We start from the raw sequence: 21,931 nt of genomic DNA, 5'->3' as shown, positions 1-21,931 counted from the left end.
ACAGTGGAATCCAAGAAATTATAATTATTTTTTCAAGAATGAAACGCATCGTATCGATTGTGCCATAGGTCATCATTCAAAAAGCCTTCGCTGTTTTTTGTAATGCGTTTCAGGGGTGAGTATGTTATACGACCTGTAATTTCACTAATAGGTGATGAACTCCTTGCGTCTGCTCAGCAGACCAACTCAGCAAATACTGAAATCTTTTTTTTAAGAACGAGGATCTATGAATTTAGTAAAATCCCGACTGAAACAGGCAGGGTGGTTGTTAGCCTTTGTGTTGTGGATAAGCCCATGGGTTCAGGCCGCTGAACCCGTCAGGGTGAATGAAGATTTTGTCAGTCAGTCCATGGGAAAATCGCTGGATATTCTGGTAGATCCTGACCACAGTGAAACCATCCAGAAGTTTCTCAAATTTCCTGAGTTGACAGAAAAATTCCAGCCGTCCTCGACCGATTCACCCGGTTTCGGTTTTGCCAGTGCGGCTCATTGGGTGCGATTTTCCATCATCAACACGGGTGCCCATGACATGGAACTCTTTCTCGAAAATGGATACCCTCTCATTGACTCCATTGAACTCTACACATTGTCAGGGTATGGCGATGTCGATGTACGTAAAACCGGAGATCATTACCCGTTTTATATGCGGGATATTTCTCACCGTGATTTTATTTTCTCTCTCAAGGTTCCTTCAGGTAAGCAGAAAGATTACTACATGCGGTTCAAAACGACAGGTTCGGTCAATATTGAACTGAATCTCCGAAGCGCCAAAGGACTTGCCGAAAAAGTCAGTCGTGAGCAGTTGGCACTTGGAATCTATTATGGAAGCATGATTGTGATGATTGTCTACAATCTGTTTGTGTTCCTGACGGTCAAGGACCGGAACTATTTATTCTATGTGCTTTATATCATGGGCTATGCCTTGCTCCAGGGCATTTATAACGGTCTGGCCTTTCAATATTTATGGCCTGAGCAGATCTGGTGGGGGAATCACAGTTTCCCTTTCTTTTTATGTTTCACCTGGTTCTGGATGCTCCAGTTTTCAAGATCCTTCCTGCAATCAGCCCGTTTTACGCCAAACCTCAATAAAATTTCCATCGGACTCATGGGGCTTCTTGCGGTTGAGTTGATTCTATCATTGACACTGCCCTACGAACTGATCATCCGTCCGCTGGTGTTGACCGCACTGTTGACCTCTGCTGTTATTTTAATCAATGGAATCCTCTGTCTGTTCCGTCAATACCGACCTGCCCGTTATTTCATGATCGCCTGGACTTCTCTGTTGATCGGTATCGCTTTGACGATTCTGAAAAATTTCGGGTTGCTACCACATAATTTCGTCACAGAATATGGCATTCAGATTGGCTCCATGCTGGAAGTCGTCTTGCTGTCACTGGCACTTGCTGATCGAATCAGCGTCATCAAACAGGAAAATGACAAGACGCAGGCGGCATTGCTGAAACAGGAACAAATGGCCCGCCAGGCAACCAAAGAAAATGAGGAACGCTTCCGACGACTGATTGATACGGCCTTTGACGGAATCCTGATTCATGAAAAAGGGGTGGTGCTTGAAGCCAATCCCGGCAGTGCCAAATTGCTGGGCTATAAACTGGAGGAATTCAAGGGAATGACCGTGATTGAACTCATTCACCCCAAGTTTCAGGAAATCGCCCGCAATAAAATGTATACTGATACAGATAGCTCCTATGAACTTTTAGGGATCAGGAAAAACAAAACGACTTTTTATGCTGAAATTGTGGTCAGTGCCCAGATCTATCAGGGAAAACCTGTCAGGGTTGTTGGCCTGAGAGATATCACCCCCAGAAAAGAATCAGAATTCGCGCTCAAGCAGGCCAATGCCATGAAGGATGAATTTCTGGCCAATACCTCGCATGAATTGAGAACCCCCCTGAATGGCATTATCGGCATTGCGGATTCACTGCTTGAAGGAACCGCAGGACGAATTTCTGAGCAGGTTCGGGAAAATCTGGAAATGATTGTTACCAGCGGCAAACGCTTGAGCAACCTGATCAATGATATTCTCGATTTCTCCAAAATGCGCCATCATGATCTTGAATTGAAACTGCAACCGGTCGATCTTTTCAGCATGTTGACCATGATTCAGATGCTCATGAAACCCCTGATGCGGAATAAATCGGTCCTCATCCTCAATCAGATTCCACCCGATTTTCCGTTTTTAATGGCAGATGAAAACCGGTTACAGCAAATTTTGCTGAATCTTCTGGGCAATGCCCTGAAATTCACCCATCAGGGCGAAATCACCCTGCATGCGGAACAACGGGATGGACGTGCCAGAATCAGCATTACCGATACAGGAATCGGGATTGCTTCAGAAAAACTGGAAGTGATTTTTCATTCCTTTGAACAGGCCGATGGCTCTGTATCCCGTGAATATGGAGGAACGGGCCTTGGGTTGGCAATCACCCGGAAATTGGTGGAATTGCACGGCGGGACGATTGAAGTTTCAAGCACACTTGGAATTGGCACGACGTTTACCTTTGACCTCGAAATTTCTGACATGCGGGAATCACAGGAATCCGCAAAAACACGGGATGCCCTTCTTGAATTATCACGTATCAGGAATTCCTTCGATACGGACACCCAGGCACAATCCCGCGAGAATTCCGGATATTCTGTAACCAGGTCCATTTCTCCCAAAAATGCCGTGGGTTCGATCATGATTGTGGATGATGAACCGGTAAATCTCCAGGTATTGAACAACTACCTGAGTGCCAGCAACTATCATGTGATACAGGCAAATGATGGTATCCATGCTTTGGAGTTGATGGAAAAAGAGCGTCCGGATCTGATCCTGCTGGATCTCATGATGCCCCGGATGAGTGGCTATGAAGTGTGTCAGAAATTAAGACAGGATTACTCAGCCACCGAATTGCCGGTGATCATGCTCACGGCAAAAAGTCAGATCAATGATTTGTTGCAGGGCTTAAAAGACGGAGCCAATGATTATCTGATCAAGCCTTTCAATCGGGAAGAATTGCTGGCCCGCATCAGCACCCATCTGTCACTGTCACGCACAAGCAACGCTTTTAACCGGTTTGTGCCGCATAAATTTCTGGAACATCTGCACAAAGACAGCATCGTGGACGTCCGTCTGGGAGACAACGTGATGGAAAACATGAGCATTCTTTTTTCTGACATCCGCTCCTTCACCACACTTTCTGAAACCATGACGCCCCGTGATACCTTCCGGTTCATCAATGCCTATCTCAGCCAGATGGAACCTGTGATCACAAGCAACGGTGGTTTCATCGACAAGTACATCGGTGATGCCATCATGGCGTTGTTTTCAGGAAACGCTCAAAATGCTGTGGATGCAGGAATACAGATGTTACAACGACTTGAAATCTACAATGAAGTCCGCCGGGAATCGGGTTATAGCGGAATCAAAATCGGTATCGGCATCAACACTGGCGATTTGATGCTGGGAACCATCGGCAGCAAGAACCGGATGGATGGCACAGTGATCAGCGATGCTGTGAATAGCGCATCACGACTGGAAGGCCTGACCAAAACCTATGGTGTTCCGCTGTTGATGAGCGAAGACACCCTTCTCCAGTTACCACAACCCGAAATATATCGTATCAGGCTCATTGATCGTGTTCAGTTCAAAGGAAAGGAAAAACCCACGGCGGTGTATGAAGTGTTTGATGCGGATCATCAGGAATTGCGGGATCGTAAAACTCTGAATCTATCAAGCTTTGAAGAGGCACGGAGTCTGTATGAGTCCGGCCGGTTTATCGAGGCCGCAAAATTGTATGAGGATTACCTGATTCAGGTTCCTGAAGACCGTTGCGCTGGTATTCATCTGAAACGCTGCCAACATTATCAGCAGGTCGGGGTTGTTTCAGACTGGCAAGGTGTGACCAGTTTTGAGGACAAGTGAGCCCGGTCAATCTTATTTCCAGGAATAGACCATGATGTCGCTTTGCCAGAAATGAAAGGTCAAGCCAACGCCCACACTGTGACTTATCGGAGCAACCACCAGCGGACTGTCCAAAACTCTGGAGTTGCGCATATCATGCAGATACAAAACTCCGCCAATCCATAAAAACGGTTTCAATTTCATGCCCGCAATCAATTCCCAGGTGATGTCCACCAGACCCGGTTCCGGTTTGAATACCGGTCGGTCGGGCAGGGCATACTGTGGGGAAACCTGATAATAATAATTCATATAACTGGAATCAGCCAACGTGGATGAAACACTAAATTTGAGCATGTTGGACGAATGTCGTCCGAAGAGATCGAGACTGATTTCAGGGGCCATGGTGTTTCCAACCGGTAAAAACCCGTTTCCCAACGTGACTCCGGTTACAAATGGTATTTTCACATAAAGCCATTCATTCATGTACCATTTGAGCTTTAGCCCGGCAAATCCGGCAACCGGAAGATTCGGCATGCCACGACGGGTGTAGTTGGTGTTGCGGAACAGCATGGAATCCTGTCGTTCGGCACCTTTAGGCTGTCCCGCATCCACAGGATCACTGTCCACAGGGAGTCGTCCGTCCAAACTGATATCCAGCAGAAGATTGTCGTTTTCAAACAGGAACAAACGTGTGTTGTCTCCGGCCTGCAATCGGTCGAGACGTACCACCAGCACCGGAAACGGGAAACTGGCGAAATGATAATGATTGGACCCCAGATAATGTGGAGAATAGCCTTCGAAATAGCCCATCCCCGCTTCGATCATCGGTTGCTCAAAAGCTGAGGCTGTTCGATGGGCCAGCGGGAAAAGCATGAGCCAGAGGATGATACCCGCGGTGATCAGCAGGCTTATGTCAGCGTGCGGAAACTTTCCGGAAAAACTTTTCCGGAAGCCGATATCAGACTTCAGAAGAATGACAGGAAAAGGGGGAATCAAAATTTTTCAACTGAGGCATTTTTCCATCCTTGTCCGACAGGACTGGTTGTTCGACAGGCCATTGAATGCCAAGATCAGGATCATTCCAGATAATCCCGCCTTCCTGTTTTGGGGCATACAGGGAATCAACCTTATAGGCCACTTCGGTGCCGAGTTCAAGGGTGCAGTAGCCATGGGCGAAACCGACAGGCACCCACAACATTTTGAAGTTTTTATCACTCAACTCAATGCTGAAATGCTGTCCATAGGTTTGTGAACCTTTGCGAATATCAACAATCACGTCAAAGATACTCCCCCGCAGAGCCCTGATGAATTTGGTCTGGGCATGGGGCGGTTCCTGATAATGCAGTCCTCTCAACACACCGGGTTGCTCGGAACGCGCGTGGTTATCCTGAATAAAAACAGCGGTCAGTCCATGCTCTCTGAACAGGGGTTCCTTGTAGGTTTCAGTAAAAAATCCACGATGGTCCTGATGCACCACCGGTTCAATCACAAACGCTCCTTTCAGTGGAGTTTCAATAAATCGCATAAATGTTCCTGTTTGTTTAAAAAATGAAAATTTGTTTTCACCAATGGTTCTTTAGTTCCCTGATAACCCTGAACACTTCAACAGGTGTAAGGTCACAGGCTGGCGTTTTTTTCCTGACATATTGCTGTATTTCCTGACTGTCACAGCGCAGAAAAGGATTGGTCGCTTTCTCTTCGCCAAGAGTTGAAGGCACGGTCATCTGTCCCTTGGCACGCAATTGATGAACCTGTTGCAAGCGTTGCTGTAAGGTAGTGTTTCCGGGTTCGATGGACGCGGCGAAACGGAGGTTGTTCTCGGTGTATTCATGCCCACAGAAAACCGGGGTAGACTCTGGAAGTTTCCCCAGTTTTTCATTGAGCGAGTGATACATGGTTTCCGGGGAACCTTCAAACAATCTTCCACATCCGCCTCCGAATAATGTGTCGCCAGTGAAAACACCGTGTTCGAAATAATAAGAAATGGCTCCGGTTGTGTGACCGGGGTTATGAATCACACGGGCTTTCAGCTCACCGATCTGGACAGTGTCTCCCTCTTCCAGAAAAACTGTTTGCTGAGGAAGTCGTTCCTTGTCTGAAACATGAGCATACACCGGGATTCCGGGAAACTCTTTGGTCAGACGGGGATTTCCATCCACATGATCCCAATGATGGTGCGTGTTTAGAATCACATGCAATGTCAGGTTGAGAGACTTGAGTTGTTCCAGAACCGGTACGGCTTCTGAGGGATCCACCACCGCGGTTTGCCCTGTCGTTGGACAAATGATCAGGTAGGAATAATTATCGTGCAAACAGCTAATTGGGATCACTTTCATGAGCTTCTCCATGAAAAAGAGACGGATTGAGTTACGTCAAATTTGCGAATGAGAGGGTGTATTCAAATGATTTTTTCCCGTAAAAACTCCGGAGCAAAATCAGCTCCGTTACTCCAGGACAAGGTATGCCCTTCAAGTACAAAAGTTTTAAAATACGATTTTTCTTTCAATGGTTCAAAAATTTCACCATCCAATTCTTCAGACAAATCAATCGACCCGTCTACGCCATCATTAAAGGACAACCATACTTTATACTCATCAATGTATTTAGCCTGTGTTACATGAATAAACATATTTTCTACTCCAAGGGTTCAATGGGTGACAATGGTTTTCGTTCCAGGGCGGCATTCCAATTGGCCTTGAGTTCTGTTTGATGCAGTAAGTACCATTCAAGAACAGCATTTAGTGCTCTTCTTGGAAATTTACCTGTTACAATACCTGTATCAATTTCCACAGTAATTTCATATTCACCATATTCCGCATGAAAGTGTGCAGGCGCATGTTCACGAATATACATTCGAATGATTATCCCTAAAAAACGACTGATTTCTGGCATTTTTTCCCTGTATCGGAATGTTCGTGTCAAAATTTCAGCACAATTGATAAAATCTTAAAATGGACAATGCCTGACCATAGTAGCCACTGCCAAACAGATTCAGGTGGTTCATCACATGATAAAGCTGATACAACGGTTCCCGGTATTCATAATCAGCAATCAACGGGAACGTCTCCTGATAAGACTGATAAAACTCATTTGAAAATCCGCCAAACAATGATGTCATTGCCAGATCCGCCTCGCGGTGCCCATAATAAACCGCCGGATCAATCAGACAGGGTTCTCCTGAATCATCTGTCAGAAAATTGCCCGACCAAAGATCGCCATGCAACAGCGAAGGCGGCTCATCGGTACCGCCCAGAATTTTGTGGATTGCAGATTCAAGTTTGGCAAAGCCCCGGATCATTTCCGGACTGGCTGCACCATTTTTTTCTGCCAGTTTCAGTTGAAACAGCAAGCGTTTGTTGTAATAAAATTCACTCCAGTTCCGCGCTTCCTGTCTGGAAGGACTATTGGCTTGAGGGGTACTGCCAATAAAGTTGTTTTCATAGAACCCAAACTCAGGGGCGGTAAACTGATGGAGTCTGGCAAAGCGTGCTCCGAATGTTCTAAAAAAGGTGGTTCTATCACGTGGTGTTCCGGGAGAAATATATTCCAGCAGTAAAAAGGAATCGTGCTGTAAAAGGACTTCCGGAATACGGATCACACCCGGTTTTTCCAATTCTCTCAAACCATTGGCCTCTGCGTCAAACATTCCATGATGCGATTGAGCGGTTTTGACAAAATACTCCTTGCCGGACTCCGTACAGAGCCGTTTGGCCTGGGTAATACAGCCTCCTCCAAGCGATTCAACTTGGGTGATTCGCTCGCCTGCCCAGTTTTCGATGAGATCCTTGACGGTTGATTGCATGAGATTCCCTGTTGTGCGTAATGATTCACCGGAAACTGCAAAAGAATAACTGCCCAAAGTTTTTTGACCCACATTCTTTGCCTGGTCTGTAGAGAAAGACGCAAGCACATCTCAACGCATGCCCGGCAGGAAAGGATGTTAGAAAAATTATGGAAATTATTTTTTGGAGTATTCCTTACACAGACATTTGTTATTCCTGATTGGTTATCAAGTGAAATTCCTGCTGAACCATTTCAAAATTTTCTTTGAGTTGTAACAGAAAGTTCTCAGCGTTAGCCATTTCCTGAAGTTCAGCATTCTGCTGTAGGACTTTACAGATTTGTGCCATTCGATTTGCGCCAATTCCCAGGCAACTTCCTTTGAGAAAGTGTGCTTCGTCATGGATCTGCAGAAAATCCCGGTTTTCAATGTAATGTTGGAGCTTCTCGAGGGATGTTGGAACACTATTCAAAAATATATCTATCAGTCTCTTCTGAAGAGGACGTTTGTAGCCTGAAAACACGCTATTATCGAGAACAGGCGCAGCCTCAAATTTCTGCAGGGAATCACGGGCCTTTCGCTGAGAAACCGGGTTTCCCCATTGTTTCAAAACTGAGATGAGTTCCTCTTCGATAATGGGTTTTCTGATATAATCATCCATGCCGATGACAAGGCATTTTTCCCGATCTTCCTGTTGTGCATTGGCTGTTACCGCAATGATCCTGGGTCTTTTTTCCTTGGGGAGTGTCTGGTGAATCTTCCGGGTGGTCTCAAATCCATCCATTTTCGGCATCTGCACATCCATTAAAATCAAGTCATAATCTTGCTGTGCCAACGCCTCTAATGCTTCTATCCCGTTGGATACCACAACAGGAACATAGCCGAATGATTCCAGTAGGCTGATCAACAGAACTTGATTGATTTCATTGTCTTCTGCCACCAGAATGCGTAAGGGCATTTCATGAGAAAGTTTGCTGGAATCATTTTGATTTTTTTCTGGCAACGAAGGTTTCTGCTTGATCAATATGCCGGTTAAACAGTCAAATAGCGCTGAAATACGAACAGGTTTTGTGCGTTGTGCGTTGAAAATATTTTTTAGTACGGAGTCTTCAATTTGCTCAAGTTGGTCTGAGGATGAAAACAAAACCATGGGCATGTTTTCCATGGAAACAAAGGTTCGAATATTTTCACCAAGCTGTACGCCATCCATTTCAGGCATATTATAATCAAGAATGGCGATGTCATATTTTTTTCCGCTTTTTATCCACGCCAATGCTTCTTTGGGAAAAGTAGTGGACTCAGTTGTCATCCCCCAATGTTCGCACTGCAATTGTAAAATGCGAAGGTTTGTCGCATTGTCGTCCACAACTAAAACATGTTTTCCTTCGAGTTCATGATTCCTGGGCTTCAGGTATGGAGCTGGTTGTTCCTGAGCAATGTGTGCTTTTATTGTAAACAAGAAAGTGCTTCCTTCGTTGAGTTTACTTTCAACCCGGATGTTTCCTCCCATGAATGACACCAATCTTCGAGAAATCGATAAGCCCAACCCTGTACCGCCAAATTTGCGGGTTGTGGAGGCATCGATCTGGCTAAAAGCGGCAAATAATTGATCCAGCTTGTCTTCAGGAATTCCGATTCCAGTATCTTTGACAGCAAACTTGAGTTCGACATTGTCAGGGTTTTGTTTTTCCAGACTTACAGAAACCAGTATTTCACCTCTTTCTGTGAATTTTGCGGCATTGCCGATCAAATTGACCAGGATTTGTCTCAAACGGGTGACATCCCCCTCAATGAACGAAGGAACATCGGGTTCAATGTAACTTGTCAATTCAATCCCTTTTTCCGCGGTTTTAATCGCCAGCACCTCCATAGCATCCGCCACACAGTTTCTCAGATCAAAAGGTTGCTTTTCCAGTTCCATTTTCCCGGCTTCAATCTTGGAAAAATCCAGGATGTCATTGATGAGGTTCAGCAGATGCACACCACTGACACGGACCATTTCAGCGAATTCACGTTGTTTGGATGTCAGCCCGGTTTTTAACAGGAGGCCTGTCATACCAATGATGCCATTCATGGGCGTTCGAATTTCGTGACTCATACTGGCTAGAAAAGTGGATTTGGCCTGATTGGCGGATTCCGAATTCTGTCGAGCAATTTCCGCCTGTTGCTGAGCGATTTTTAATTCTTCAGAGACTTGCTTCTGCACCTCTAAAGAACGTTCCAAATTTTTTCGCTGAATCTCAATCAGTAACTTTTGCTGATACAACTCGACAAAGATTTTCACCTTGCTCTTAAGAATATACGGCGATGGCGGTTTGAATAAATAATCCACGGCACCCACGTCATATCCTCTGAAAATCTGATTTTCCCGAATTGCGGAGGCGGTCAGAAAAATAATGGGCGATTTTTGGGATTTTCCAAAATAGCGGATTAGTTCGGCAGCTTTGAAACCATCAATTCCAGCCATATGGACATCCATAATGATGATGGCAAATTCATGGGATTTTGCGAGGTTGACTGCGTCTTTTCCGGAATCGGCCTTGAAAATGGACAACTTCAGATCTTTCAGAATTTGCTCCAAAGCAATTATATTATCAGCTTCATCATCGACCACGAGTATTTTCGGCGTATCGATCGTTTCCATCATTTCGTGATTCATCAGTGTTCCTTAATGTCCAGATTCAGCAAAATTTCCAATCCTAAGTACCCGATCAAAAGTCTCGTCGGGAACCGTTCCCTGTAGAGACGGGTTTGAAACCCGTCTCTACCGATGGTGCCCTTCCAATGCTCCCCGGCAAGCCACCGGAGGTGGGCTAAGGAGGGTTCCCCACCAGAGGTAGGGAACCAGAAAAAAAGGGTTAAAGATTTATGGTCGGGTACTTATCACCGTGATGTGTTCGTTCAGTTAATCATTTTTTGCGCGCTTCTTTGCTTCCTTAATCGTATTTTTGACTGCGGAGATAAATATTTCAGGAAATCGATCCGGATCAGTCGCCCAGTCTTCAATACTGGAAACCGCGCCAGTGATTCCAGCTTTTTCATCCGCAACAGCATTGACCAGCAACACGCCCATGTGTTTCAATCGTCGGGCCCATTCGTTTCCTGCTTGAATTTCAAATTGTTCAGCAAGCTCTTCGATGGTTTTATCGTCAAAACAAGTCTGCCGCATTTTACGCAATTCTGTCGCGCCTTCGAGGAGCAGTGCATATTTATCTTTCTTTTCAGGATGCACCTTGACCAACTCATTGTACATATTTTGTAAATGCGTTTCCAACAGACATTGTGGCATTCCCCTTGTAGATAGAACTCTTCCAAGCCATCGGATCTGCTGTTTGACGCGTTCTACAGGATATTGCACCAGTGTTGTGATCCATGAACTGTCGCTCCGGGTATATTGCTCTCCCCGGGTTGAATACCGATATTCATAATAGGGAAACTGTTTCCATGTGATTTTACCGGCACGCAGGGCCGCGCTGATTTCCTGGGGGTCTTCAGGAATAGGCTGATTTCCGCTTTCCGGATTCAAACTGGTTACATTATAAAACGATATTTTTTTCGTGATGGGATGCAACCCTTCAAAAATGGGCATTAGCCCCTCAAACAATTCATTGGCCGCTTTCAGAATACGGGCATGTTCCTCTTCCTGAAGATGCAGTGAATTCATTTGCTGTTTGAATAGATTCCAATGCTTGAGTTTTTCATTTCCATACTGGGCAAAATAAGACAAGCCCTGATCATTTTGAAATCCGAATGTTCCTACAATGTGTTTCTTCAAAATTGCTCCGCCAAGGGTTGAACCTTCAAGCACATAAATGTATCCCAATAAACTCATGGGATCACTCAGACGCCGTAACCGGATTTTCCTGGTCAATTCCACAGAAGCATCCACTACGACAGGAATGTCTGGAAAATATTCATGATCCAAATCACGAAGATCCTGGGTCAGCAAGTGAAATTTACTCAATTTTTCACTCCAGACCGATCCCAGCACAGGGTCATTGGTTTTCATGACCTCATCTTCCAGAACACCATGAATCACTGCCAATGCTCGAAGGTGCGCGATATAACTGTCCAGTTCCAGATTTCCCTCAGCTAGGGCCTTGAAATAGGGAAACTGTTCAATACGTTCATGGGAAGATCTGGTTTCATTTTTTAACTGATCCATCAATGTTACCATAAGAACCTCTTCAGATTGTGAAATGACTGCACTCTGGAACTAAACACCATCCTGCTGCTTCAACGATAGCAAACTTTTTCTGGTTTGGTCAAACAGGGTTTCCAGTTGATGCAGAAAATCTTGTACCGATTGTTTGTCCCCAGAAGTTTGATTTTCGATCATTTGAGTGCACAACTGAGCCAACGGCTCTGCACCTATGCTGGAACTTGATCCTCGAAAATGTTCTGCGCTTTGAACAAACTTATCTGTATCCTGATGTTCAATGAATTGATGCAAATCATTGAGTAATTGAGGTGTCTGTTCCAAAAACGTATCAATGAGCTCGTTAAAAAATCCAGGATCAATAGATTTATATTCATGGATCGTGTGTTCATTCAGAAATTCATGGGGAAAGGACATTTCTGAGACAACGTCAGAAGTCCTCTGATCCTCATTTCCGGTTTCGGTAAATGCCTGTGTAGAATAGAGTTCTTCCCACATTTGGGCAATGACCGCTTTAATATCTTCCTGACTGACAGGCTTTTTGAGAAAATGATCCATTCCAGCCTGAAGACATTCTTCTTTGGTTTTAGGGCCTCCGGTAATGGCCACAATTTTGGGTGATTTTTTCCCGGAGAAGTGCTGTTTGATATGACGGGTAGCGGTTATCCCGTCGATATCCGGAATGTTGATATCCTGGAATACAAGCTGATAGTATTTTCTGTTCAAGGCTTCCAGCATTTCATGATTATTGTGAACCAACTTAGCAGTGTAACCTGATTGTTTCAGCATTAAATACATGGATTGGAGTTGATCTGGATCATCGTCTACCACCAGAATTTTCATGGGATATTTGCTGGCAATGTTTGAATCTGTTTGTGAAGAGAATGCGCTCTTTTCAGCATCAACCAATCTGATTTTTTCTAATTCTTTTTCCGGAATCGGAAGATTGAAGAAAAAAGTAGTCCTGCCTAAATTACTGTCAGAACCCAATTGACTCTCAACCCATATTTTCCCTTGATGTCCGGATATTATTTTCTGAACAATATGCAGTCCCAACCCCGTACTTTTTTCACCGGCGGTGCTTTTCACGCTGGTGGTTTGAAAGGGTTGAAACAGTTTTGGAATCTCCTCTTGAGGAATCCCCTTTCCCTGATTAAGAATGGCGACTACTAAACGATCTTCACTTTGAAACACGTTGATTTGAACGGTGGTTTGAGCCGCAGAATACTTGATGGCATTCGACAACAGATTATTGAGCACCTGTTCTATTTTTTCCGGATCAACCTCAAGTTGAGGCAGTCTTTCAGGAGGTTGAAAGGAAAGTTTGATTCCTTTTGGGGTGGCCAGCACCTGGTTTATCGAAATATTCCGTTTGATCAACTCGCTCATATCGATTGTTTCAAACTTCAATTCCAGTTTACCTGATTCAATCTGGGAAATATCCAGGAGATCATTCAACAGATTCAGCATAAAACGGCTGGAAGTTTTCATTCTGGACAACAAATCCCGGTGGCCTTCTTCCAATAAATTTTTTGTTTCATCCAGTAAAAACTCGCTGTATTGCTGAATGATGCCGATTGGATTTCGCAAATCATGAGCCGCCATTCCCAGAAACTGATTTTTTAAGTCATTGAGCTTGGTTAACTGGACATTTTTTTTCTGCAGTTCTCTCGACAAATTGTTGGCTTCATTGTTCGCGTCTAACAGATTCATGCGCAGACTTTCCACTTCATCTTTATCCAATTGTCCAAGGACAATGATTTCATCCACTTGCTCATGGAAATTCAAATAAAGGGTTTGAGGCAAACCGTTTGCGGTTTTCACATTCAACATTCTTGGAGTTTCCCCGGTTTCCAGAAGTTCCTTTAATGTCGGTAGCTGACCAAAATCAATCAGCACTTCATACAAATTCATGTATTTGGACATTAACTCCGGCCCGACCAGTTCCCTGGCATAAGCGTTTGCGGTCAGAATTTCCCCCTGGTGATCCAGTGAAAGCAAAAAAATCGCGGCTTTCTGATCGACATATTGATAAATAAGCTGAGTCTTCATCCCGGGAATCATGTTATCCCTTTTTAATTAATTGTTCCAATTTGATAATGGAATCCACATATTCCACTTGAGGATATTTATTGAGCGTATCCAGTCCTCCCCATAAAAAACCCTGCCCACCCACAATGATATCCAACTTTGGATATGTCGCGGATACAGCCTGAAGCATTTCCTCCATCCACCCTAAACTGAAATAAAGACTCATGGAGAGCGCCAGCATATCAGGGTTCTTTTCATCAATCATTTTCAGGAGTTCTTCGGTAGGCGTATTGGCTCCCACAAAGTATCCATCCCATCCATTCAATTCAAAAATATCCGCGACCATTTTCGCGCCAATTTGATGATACTCTTTGGTGACACAACTGATGATGGCACTTTTGCCACAATGCTCCGCGGAAAATATCAACGGATATGCCAAATTCAACAGGCTTTCAGTCATGGCGGTCGCCATGTGTTCAACCGCAACAGAAATTTTGTTATGCTCCCACAGACTGCCCACCTGGTACATGGATCTCTGAAAAAAATTAAGATATAAATCTTTAACAGCGATTTTCTGATCAATCAGTTCCCTGATAATCTTTGTGCATTCAGTTTTGTTGCCTGAAAGTAGAAAAGAAAGATAATTGTTATACTGTTCTTCTGTAGTCGTCATAGTTCACTCCTGTTAATGAAGCAAAGGTCATGGTGTCTCCGTGACAAAATAATAGGGAAACAGGCACGGTTCCATATTTCGGCTATTCAGGTCTCCGTGTCATCCCAAGGAACGCTCAAAAAATAACTTATGAACATTCAAAAAATAAGGCACCTTTCAAATCCCCGTTGACGTTTGTCATCTCGACGAAGGAGAGATCCGGTTCACCACGCTTCAAGATCCCTCGTCGCTCGGTCCTCGCTCTGTCGGGATGACACAGGCAAACTGTAACGTACTTTTGACTGATTTTGAAAGGTGCCAAAAATCATCCATAAAAATAATGGAACGAAGTGGTTTTGGCACTTTTGGGTTTATTGGGATCAATATTGAAAATAACAACCACTTCAGTACGAACTTTGGGTTTGACATTAAACACAACCAGGTCGGACGTTTCGATGATTTGAAAGAGTCCACGACCTGCGCCCCCCTTGTTTTGTTGTAGCGTGCCCTCTCTGCCCTCGTAACAACTGGCCAGGTATTTAAGAATCGTTTCTCGATGAAAGGCGCCAAAAGGGTCTTCCACTGAAACGGCTAATAAAAGTCCATCACAGGCATAACGGAAGGTTGCCTGTTCTTCCGGTTTTAATTCCAGTTTTTCGGTGCGTGGCAAATGATTATACAGGGATTTTCCCTCCGCATCCACAGGTGCGTCATAGATCGCGTTCATCAACAATTCTTCAACAACCATCGAACATTTTTTTAGAATGGGGCGACGCACGCCCAGTTTCGTAAAGTATTGTTCCATTTCATCAACCAACTCAGTTCGAACCTCACTGTTGCCAATGGACTTTTGATGAACATCAACCCCCCAATTCAAGTATTTTTCCAGTCCAAACAGATCGTTCGTGATCAATTTACTGATCGTGGTTGAAATGTTTTTGAGGGTAAAGGTTCGATCTTCTTCGTTCTGTGAAACAATATTGGATAAAAAGGGATATTTTTTTAATAGAGGCAGGTAGTTTGTGGCATCTTCAGAGGTCATGAACACTGATTTAATATCAGGAAATTTTTCAACCGCATGACGGGTGAGTTCAACCAACTCCGAATTACTGCAAATAATGTCATACTTCTTTTCATCAAGACAACGTAGTCCCTGCTCCATGTCGGAAACAATATCCAGTTCCACCCCTGTGCCGCCCAAAGCCATTTGGGCAATGATCTGCTGTTTTTTGTTGGTTTCTGCCAATAAAACCTGCTTGCTCTGGATCGCCTGTTCGGTGATGAACAATGACCTGAAGGGTAATAAGGCTTCATCAATGGAATGCATATCCCGGACAGCCTGACGCACAAGTTCCTTGCTGTTGGATTCTGCACCAGTCAACAGATTGTTCAATTTTTCTTTGATGGAGGGAAAATATTTCTCATCCAGAATATTCATTTTCTTCAAAAATTGTTCTCTGGCATTATCCAGTTCTTCCAGCTTTTTGTTGCTCACCAGGATTTGCATCTGGGAGGTTTTCAAATCTTCGTACAGTCGGGCGTTATTGATCGATGTTGCAATCTGAGTGACATAACGCTGGATTTTGAGGATGTCCTCGTCTTCTAAATCGAAATGTTTCGTCATACTGAAGAAACACAGAACTCCGATGGCTTTATTGTGCACGACCAGAGGATGAGCTAAATATGAACTGAAAGGCTTTACTTCGTAGATTTTCCTGTCAACCGCAGTCATGGGCAATTCAGGTGTCACGTCAGGAAAATAAGACGGTTCCATTGACTTTAACACATAATTGGAAATGCTATCTTCTGTTAAAGAAATGTGTAGTCCTCTCCATTTTTTGATATCATCTTCGCTCACACCTTCCCCATAAACGCTGTAAATATCCAAACGGTTTTCCGCCTCATTCACCAATTGGATACTAATAGCACTGAATTGAAAAATCTCATGTAAGGCGTCCATGATGGATTCCATGACTTTATCCAGTTCCAGTGTGGAATTTATCACCTGAACGACCTGATTGATATGAGTGATTTCCTGTTCTTTTCGCTGAGTGATCTGAAGTGACTGATGGAGTTCATCGGTACGTTCGGCCACTTTTTGTTCCAGTTTTTCTGATAATTCTTCTGAAACGGTAAACGCTTTGGAGAACCGTTTGAAGAGCACAAGGGATTGACAGAAGATAAAGAGAAACTGGGCAACGGGCATCCAATCGCCGGTGTGGAGCATCATTCGCCCATATAAAATATCATTGATCATGGCGAAAAACAGAATGAGGCATCCCAGGAGAAACAATAGCGATCCCTCCCTTTTTCTGAAAACAGCCTGCCCCAACACATAGAATCCATACCCCATATGGATTAAAGCAATGACCTGATAGGGAACAAGGGTATAGGTGGTGTATATATTCGCTGGAGTCAACAGAACGACCAAACTGAACAATCCCCCCAAAACCAGTGAGATTTTAACAAACGGCTTCCAGAATTCTCCGGGAAAGAGCGAGTAGATGAATAAATTGAATATGGGCACAGCCAAATAAAACCCGAGAGAGTCCAGCTTCATGGTGAGTTCCCATGGTGGCTCAAAATAGAACACAAGAAGTCGCTCTCCAGATGTCAGAATACGGACGGCCACCAGGAGACAGAAGAATCCAAAATATAACGCAGAAGGATCTTTTCTTCTGAGGGCATCCAGCCCCAGATGATACAGGCCCATGATTAACAGGCTTCCAAACAGGAACAGTTCCAATGACACCCTTCTCTCCCGGATGTTTTGAATCTGCTGGTTTTCTCCAAGGATCAAACTCTTTTTAATGCCGCCATGTCGATGAACATAGTTGGAAACATGAAGAATCAACTGATGAGATGTTGCATGAACATTGAAGGCTACGACCTGAGGTAACCATAATGGAATCATCGCTTCTTTACTGGTGCCAACCACTCCGTTTGAGGCCAGTTTTTTCTGATTGATCCAGAGCTGATAGGCATTTCCCATTTCCGGAATTTTTAAAGCCATTACGCCATCACCAGCCAGATTTTTGATTTCCAGTTTGAACGTGGCATATCCATCTGGACCCAGCTTTATTCCATCCATCGCACCATTGTTCCAAACCGAAGGAATCGTTATCAAACCTGTTTTCCGGGGTAACTCTTCAGCCTCAAAATTTTGTTCTTCCAGCAATTTCTTCCAATAAAATTCCCATTCGCCATCCAGATTAACAGGTCCGTCTTTCTCAAAATTCCAACCGGATAAATCCAGCACGCCATTGATGGCTCTGGGTGGGATTTTTCCTGAATATTGTTGTTGACAACCCACAAAGAGCATAGAAATCAACAGCATCATTAATTTTGAGATTTTAATCATTCCACCTGCTTTGAATTTGCATGGGTTACAACGTCGGATTTTGATTGGGGATATTCAGGAATCCTTTCAGAAAACAGTGAATAAACTGTGTCCTTTATGTAATGATTGCCATGTTCACCATGCGAAAAGCAAGGGCGAAATCGGTGTACGGAACCATTTTTCGAAAATTAAACGACCCTGTAGCGAGCCCTCGCCAAGGGGGCCTTCAGGCAATGTCATCAACTTAATAAACAGACGAATCCATTATATGTCCCGACAGGCCCAGGTGAACCATCATGCATAAAATAACCAGGAGTTCCAATTATAAGCGACAGCGACTTATTATGACAATTGTCATAACAGGACTGCGTGAAACTTGGCACAATGCGGAATCTCATGCATGGACTCATGCGTTATTCTGAAGCCTATTTCAACAGTAAATAAGGTTAGCTATGAAACATGATCAATCTCTTCATCCGGAGCAGATCCGTTTAGCCAGAAACTGGTTGTCTCTTGCCATCTTCACCATTGTATTTGCGGAAATGTTTGCCTTGTTTGCCGCAGGTGCCAGAACACCATGGTTCCATGAATTGATGGGAAATAAAAATTTCTTTTATGTGGCCTTGGTCATACACGTGAACCTGGCGATTGTCATCTGGTTTCTGGCGTTTATCAGTCTGTTGTATGTGCTCAGTTTTCAATTAAAAACAGGCCCTCAGACTCTGATCAAAAGGGTGGGTCAGTCAGGCTTGACGCTTCAGGTTGTGGGTACCTTGCTGATGGTTATGGTTCCCTTTATTGGTGAAGGAACACCCATCATGTCAAATTATGTACCTGTACTCGATCATCCCTTGTTTTTCACAGCCTTGTTTCTGTTTTTTTCTGGCGCGGCCTTGAGTGTGAGTCTGCCATTTCTGATGAAAAAACAGAATTGTGTGCCGCTTGAGCCTTTTTTCGCGTTCGGTACACGTTGCGCCGGAATCACTTTCATTTTGGCTCTTTGCTGCATTGGACTGGCATATTATCAAATGGCCCCCCTGTCTCACTCGCTCAATGCGTTTGAAACTGTATTCTGGGGCGGAGGACACCTCCTTCAGGCGGTCAATACACTGGCCATGCTATCTTGCTGGATTTTTCTGATCCATCGGATTTACCAGCAGACCATTCTTCCGGATTTTTTGATTTATGGATTATTGGGATTGATTCCCCTGTTTGCTCTTCCAGGTCCGTTCTTCTATTTCATTTGGGACACCGGGACTCCTGAACTGACCAACGCTTTCACATTTCTCATGCGATGGGGCTTAGGGGGCAGTGTCATTTTGACCGCCGCGGGTATCACCCGCCTGCTCTGGAATCGACGGAATGAAACGCCCTGGGGGGATCCTCGCCTGCTTTCAGTGCTCATTTCGATGGGACTGTTTGGTTATGGCGGCATCGTCGGGACAATGATTGATTCCAGCAATACAACCATTCCAGCACATTATCATGGGGTGATAGGTGCTGTGACCATCGCCTTCATGGGAGCCAGTTTTGAGTTGCTCCCATTCCTGAATGGACGGAAATTGACCTGGCGTTTTTTACGCTGGCAACCGGTTCTCTGCGGATTGGGCGGTGCTTTTTTTGTAACCGGCATGTTCTGGGCTGGATCTCACGGAGTTGCCAGAAAAGTTCCTGGTGCGGCTCAAGGACTGGATCATTGGCAAAAAATCGCCGGTATGACCTTGATGGGCCTTGGTGGATTGATCACAGTGTTTGGTGTGATTTTGTTTATCGGCGGGATTTTGAAATCGCTATACCGTCCTGAAACAGTCACTCACGGAGAAGAAATTCAGGCGATTTCCTGACTTTTAGCTGATCTATACTTTCTCACCTTCCAAAGGTTAAAAGTTCATTTTTAAAAGCAGACTGATTTTTTAACATACTGTTTATGCTGCCATTTTCGGCTACCAACTTAACCCGATACAGATGGTCGTAAAATTGTAGACAAAATTGTCCGTCCTGCCTGACCTTGCATGGGTTCTCTAATTCATTGAATTTACAAAGTGTATCGGCTTACGTTGATAGCCCAACCGATAGATTCCCATTCTAAAAACTATACGGTCCAATCTTCTGTTGAAAAAATAAAAAACAGAATTTGATAATTGTGTCAGATACTTTGAATTAAGCGACAGCGACGAATTATTGTGAATTCATGATTAGGGGTGCCACTGAACTCACTTTAAATCACAGCAATTCAGGTTTATCAGGATCTCCATGAATAAAACTGGATTTGGTGTCTTCCACAATTTCTCTGAGAATATTGCGGTTTTGGGGAAGATCTTCGGTGGTCACCAGAGAATAGCTGGAAAATATATTGAGTGATTCAACAATCGGATGAATTTTCTGGGCAATCTGTTGTTTCTGACTGAACTGTATGTCTTCAATCTGAGACTTTCCAGCACTGTTGATGTTGATCCAGTCCACATGGTGCAGTAGCAAATCGACCAGATTGGCAATACTTTCACTGTCGTTGCCAAAAATGCTGACCTGATAAATTTCATAGGCATGGATCACATACTGCAACAGGGTTTCAACGTGTTCGAAGGCGATGATGGGAATCACAGGGCCCTTGTGAGCTTCGCTGTACATTCTCATTTTTTCTGTGATTCCGGAAACCACCGCAGGATACATAAAGCCATGCAACGATTCCCCTCCATGCGGATTGATGACAGAAGCGCCTTTTTCCACAGCGTCTCGGATCATTTCTTCCAGATCCTGCACCCGTCCCTCGCCCCACAACGGCGTGATGTTCACGTCTGGTTCCCAGGGAAAGCCAATTTTATTGTTATCAATTTTTTGTATCAGTTTTTGTTGCACTTCCTGCAGAACTTTTTCATGAACAAACAGAATTTTGAAGGTACTCCGGTATTGTCCACTGAAGCCCAGAAAATCCTGAACACAATCTTCCAGCGCTTCATCCACATCCGCGTCTGCCAGAATGAGGGCCACATTTTTTGATTCATGGCGAAACACAGAATGCAGATTCCAGGGCGCAGGATGACGGGAAAGAATCCTGGTGGTCACCGAACTGTGCCAGGCAAAGCCTAAAGAGTGGATTCTGCGTGAGTTTAGCAGAGGCACAATCACTTCATCATTGTTGCCGCAAATCACGTTGACCACGCCTCGTGGAAAGGAATCACGAAACGGATTGAGCAGGGGGGTAAAGATCATCCCGCCATATTCAGGCGCACGAATGATCAGTGAATTTCCCAGAATCAGGGCTGGTATGATCATCATGAACAAGTCCAGCAACGGCTGGCTGGATTCCACACCAATCAGAACCACCCCGACCGGATAACGATGGATATGCAGCATGGCATCATCATCCAGAAAAAACCGGGAGGTGTCGTTGATCAGGCTTTTCATGATTCTGACCGTATCCTCAATATAGTTCAGTGCCAGTTCAAACTCTTTTTCAGCATGTGCCAGTGGTTTTCCCAAACTCCACATCATCAGTGCAAGAATGTTGTGTTTTTGTTTGAGGACACGCTTGATGAAACTTTCCACATACTCAATCCGCATGGTCGTACTCATGGAGGGCCAGAGACCCCGGCCATCATTGTAGGCTTTTACCGCGGATTTCAAGGCATGGAACGCTTCTTCTGAATCGAGCAAAGGATAGCTTCCCAGTTTGTAAGGTGTAATGCCATCCTGCTGTTCAAGTTGAACAGGTGAAAAAATTTCCTGAAATGGCCCTTCCCACCGCGGAATATCTCCATCGATCAGATATTGGCATGAAGTGATTTGGCGAGGATTCGAGAATTCAGAGGGAATATCGGTCACACGAGGAAATTTCAGGTCAAATTTCCAGTTTTTAGAATTGGGGTCCTCATTCATAGCAGGTTCATTGGATGTTATGGAAAGAATAATGGTCAAGGACAGGCAAAACCGTGTCAATGGTTCATTTTTGTCATTGAGACAAAAAAAAGGCAATCTGGAAAATTTGAGAATACCGAAATCAATGCACGCATGAGTTTCAGGTTGAGTTTTATTCCTGTTTTGCCGAAAGTGCGTAAAATACGTTT

Annotated in this window: 14 protein-coding genes; 2 read left to right on the top strand and 12 right to left on the bottom strand. The window is 44.3% G+C overall.

All coding sequences use genetic code 11. The features are described from left to right. Positions 1-226: 226 nt before the first annotated feature. Positions 227-3,925: a response regulator gene (locus tag HQM11_17660; GenBank protein MBF0352864.1), complete on the top strand. Its 3,699-nt coding sequence runs from the start codon at positions 227-229 to the stop codon at positions 3,923-3,925. A 12-nt stretch (positions 3,926-3,937) separates the two neighbouring features. Here the strand turns inward: HQM11_17660 and HQM11_17655 are convergent, their stop codons facing one another. The 11 genes from HQM11_17655 to HQM11_17605 form a co-directional block, all read right to left on the bottom strand. Further along, positions 3,938-4,900, bottom strand: coding sequence for a MipA/OmpV family protein (locus tag HQM11_17655; protein MBF0352863.1), 963 nt, complete (start codon positions 4,898-4,900; stop codon positions 3,938-3,940). Beyond that, the gene (gene rfbC, locus HQM11_17650) at positions 4,863-5,429 is read right to left on the bottom strand and encodes a dTDP-4-dehydrorhamnose 3,5-epimerase (GenBank protein ID MBF0352862.1); all 567 of its coding nucleotides are present in this window, start codon (positions 5,427-5,429) and stop codon (positions 4,863-4,865) included. The genes HQM11_17655 and rfbC overlap by 38 nt, the downstream gene beginning before the upstream one ends. A 37-nt stretch (positions 5,430-5,466) precedes the next feature. After that, positions 5,467-6,240, bottom strand: coding sequence for a hydroxyacylglutathione hydrolase (gloB, locus tag HQM11_17645; GenBank protein MBF0352861.1), 774 nt, complete (start codon positions 6,238-6,240; stop codon positions 5,467-5,469). Between the two features lie 62 nt (positions 6,241-6,302). Beyond that, positions 6,303-6,533 (bottom strand): DUF2442 domain-containing protein, encoded by a 231-nt coding sequence (locus HQM11_17640; GenBank protein MBF0352860.1) that lies wholly within the window; start codon positions 6,531-6,533, stop codon positions 6,303-6,305. A gap of 5 nt (positions 6,534-6,538) precedes the next feature. Beyond that, entirely contained in the window at positions 6,539-6,796 is a 258-nt protein-coding gene (locus tag HQM11_17635; protein ID MBF0352859.1) for a DUF4160 domain-containing protein, read from the bottom strand. A 34-nt stretch (positions 6,797-6,830) separates the two neighbouring features. Beyond that, on the bottom strand, positions 6,831-7,706 hold the full coding sequence (locus tag HQM11_17630) for a fructosamine kinase family protein (protein MBF0352858.1): 876 nt from the start codon (positions 7,704-7,706) through the stop codon (positions 6,831-6,833). Positions 7,707-7,896: 190 nt separating this feature from the next. Further along, entirely contained in the window at positions 7,897-10,344 is a 2,448-nt protein-coding gene (locus HQM11_17625; protein ID MBF0352857.1) for a response regulator, read from the bottom strand. 246 nt (positions 10,345-10,590) lie between these two features. Next, entirely contained in the window at positions 10,591-11,862 is a 1,272-nt protein-coding gene (locus tag HQM11_17620; protein MBF0352856.1) for a biliverdin-producing heme oxygenase, read from the bottom strand. A 39-nt stretch (positions 11,863-11,901) separates the two neighbouring features. Beyond that, the gene (locus tag HQM11_17615; protein ID MBF0352855.1) at positions 11,902-13,908 is read right to left on the bottom strand and encodes a response regulator; all 2,007 of its coding nucleotides are present in this window, start codon (positions 13,906-13,908) and stop codon (positions 11,902-11,904) included. Position 13,909: 1 nt separating this feature from the next. Further along, on the bottom strand, positions 13,910-14,548 hold the full coding sequence (locus HQM11_17610; protein ID MBF0352854.1) for a cobalamin-dependent protein: 639 nt from the start codon (positions 14,546-14,548) through the stop codon (positions 13,910-13,912). A 304-nt stretch (positions 14,549-14,852) separates the two neighbouring features. After that, a complete protein-coding gene (locus tag HQM11_17605) occupies positions 14,853-17,888 on the bottom strand; it encodes a GAF domain-containing protein (protein ID MBF0352853.1) in 3,036 nt (1,011 codons plus the stop codon). Positions 17,889-18,319: 431 nt separating this feature from the next. Here HQM11_17605 and HQM11_17600 point away from each other — a divergent pair, with 431 nt between their 5' ends. After that, the gene (locus HQM11_17600; protein MBF0352852.1) at positions 18,320-19,711 is read left to right on the top strand and encodes a cbb3-type cytochrome c oxidase subunit I; all 1,392 of its coding nucleotides are present in this window, start codon (positions 18,320-18,322) and stop codon (positions 19,709-19,711) included. A 379-nt stretch (positions 19,712-20,090) separates the two neighbouring features. Here the strand turns inward: HQM11_17600 and HQM11_17595 are convergent, their stop codons facing one another. Continuing rightward, a complete protein-coding gene (locus HQM11_17595) occupies positions 20,091-21,743 on the bottom strand; it encodes an aldehyde dehydrogenase family protein (GenBank protein ID MBF0352851.1) in 1,653 nt (550 codons plus the stop codon). Positions 21,744-21,931: the final 188 nt, after the last annotated feature.

The sequence above is a fragment of the SAR324 cluster bacterium genome (assembly GCA_015232315.1).
In the GTDB taxonomy this organism is placed as follows: domain Bacteria; phylum SAR324; class SAR324; order SAR324; family NAC60-12; genus JADFZZ01.
This window is presented reverse-complemented; position numbering and strand designations above follow the sequence as displayed.

Excerpts from the sequence above, each read along its gene's own strand:
- HQM11_17660 (MBF0352864.1), top strand. The coding sequence starts at position 227 with ATGAATTTAGTAAAATCCCGACTGAAACAGGCAGGGTGGTTGTTAGCC.
- rfbC (MBF0352862.1), bottom strand. The coding sequence starts at position 5,429 with ATGCGATTTATTGAAACTCCACTGAAAGGAGCGTTTGTGATTGAACCG.
- gloB (MBF0352861.1), bottom strand. The coding sequence starts at position 6,240 with ATGAAAGTGATCCCAATTAGCTGTTTGCACGATAATTATTCCTACCTG.
- HQM11_17640 (MBF0352860.1), bottom strand. The coding sequence starts at position 6,533 with ATGTTTATTCATGTAACACAGGCTAAATACATTGATGAGTATAAAGTA.
- HQM11_17635 (MBF0352859.1), bottom strand. The coding sequence starts at position 6,796 with ATGCCAGAAATCAGTCGTTTTTTAGGGATAATCATTCGAATGTATATT.
- HQM11_17630 (MBF0352858.1), bottom strand. The coding sequence starts at position 7,706 with ATGCAATCAACCGTCAAGGATCTCATCGAAAACTGGGCAGGCGAGCGA.
- HQM11_17625 (MBF0352857.1), bottom strand. The coding sequence starts at position 10,344 with ATGAATCACGAAATGATGGAAACGATCGATACGCCGAAAATACTCGTG.
- HQM11_17620 (MBF0352856.1), bottom strand. The coding sequence starts at position 11,862 with ATGGTAACATTGATGGATCAGTTAAAAAATGAAACCAGATCTTCCCAT.
- HQM11_17615 (MBF0352855.1), bottom strand. The coding sequence starts at position 13,908 with ATGATTCCCGGGATGAAGACTCAGCTTATTTATCAATATGTCGATCAG.
- HQM11_17610 (MBF0352854.1), bottom strand. The coding sequence starts at position 14,548 with ATGACGACTACAGAAGAACAGTATAACAATTATCTTTCTTTTCTACTT.
- HQM11_17605 (MBF0352853.1), bottom strand. The coding sequence starts at position 17,888 with ATGATTAAAATCTCAAAATTAATGATGCTGTTGATTTCTATGCTCTTT.
- HQM11_17600 (MBF0352852.1), top strand. The coding sequence starts at position 18,320 with ATGAAACATGATCAATCTCTTCATCCGGAGCAGATCCGTTTAGCCAGA.
- HQM11_17595 (MBF0352851.1), bottom strand. The coding sequence starts at position 21,743 with ATGAATGAGGACCCCAATTCTAAAAACTGGAAATTTGACCTGAAATTT.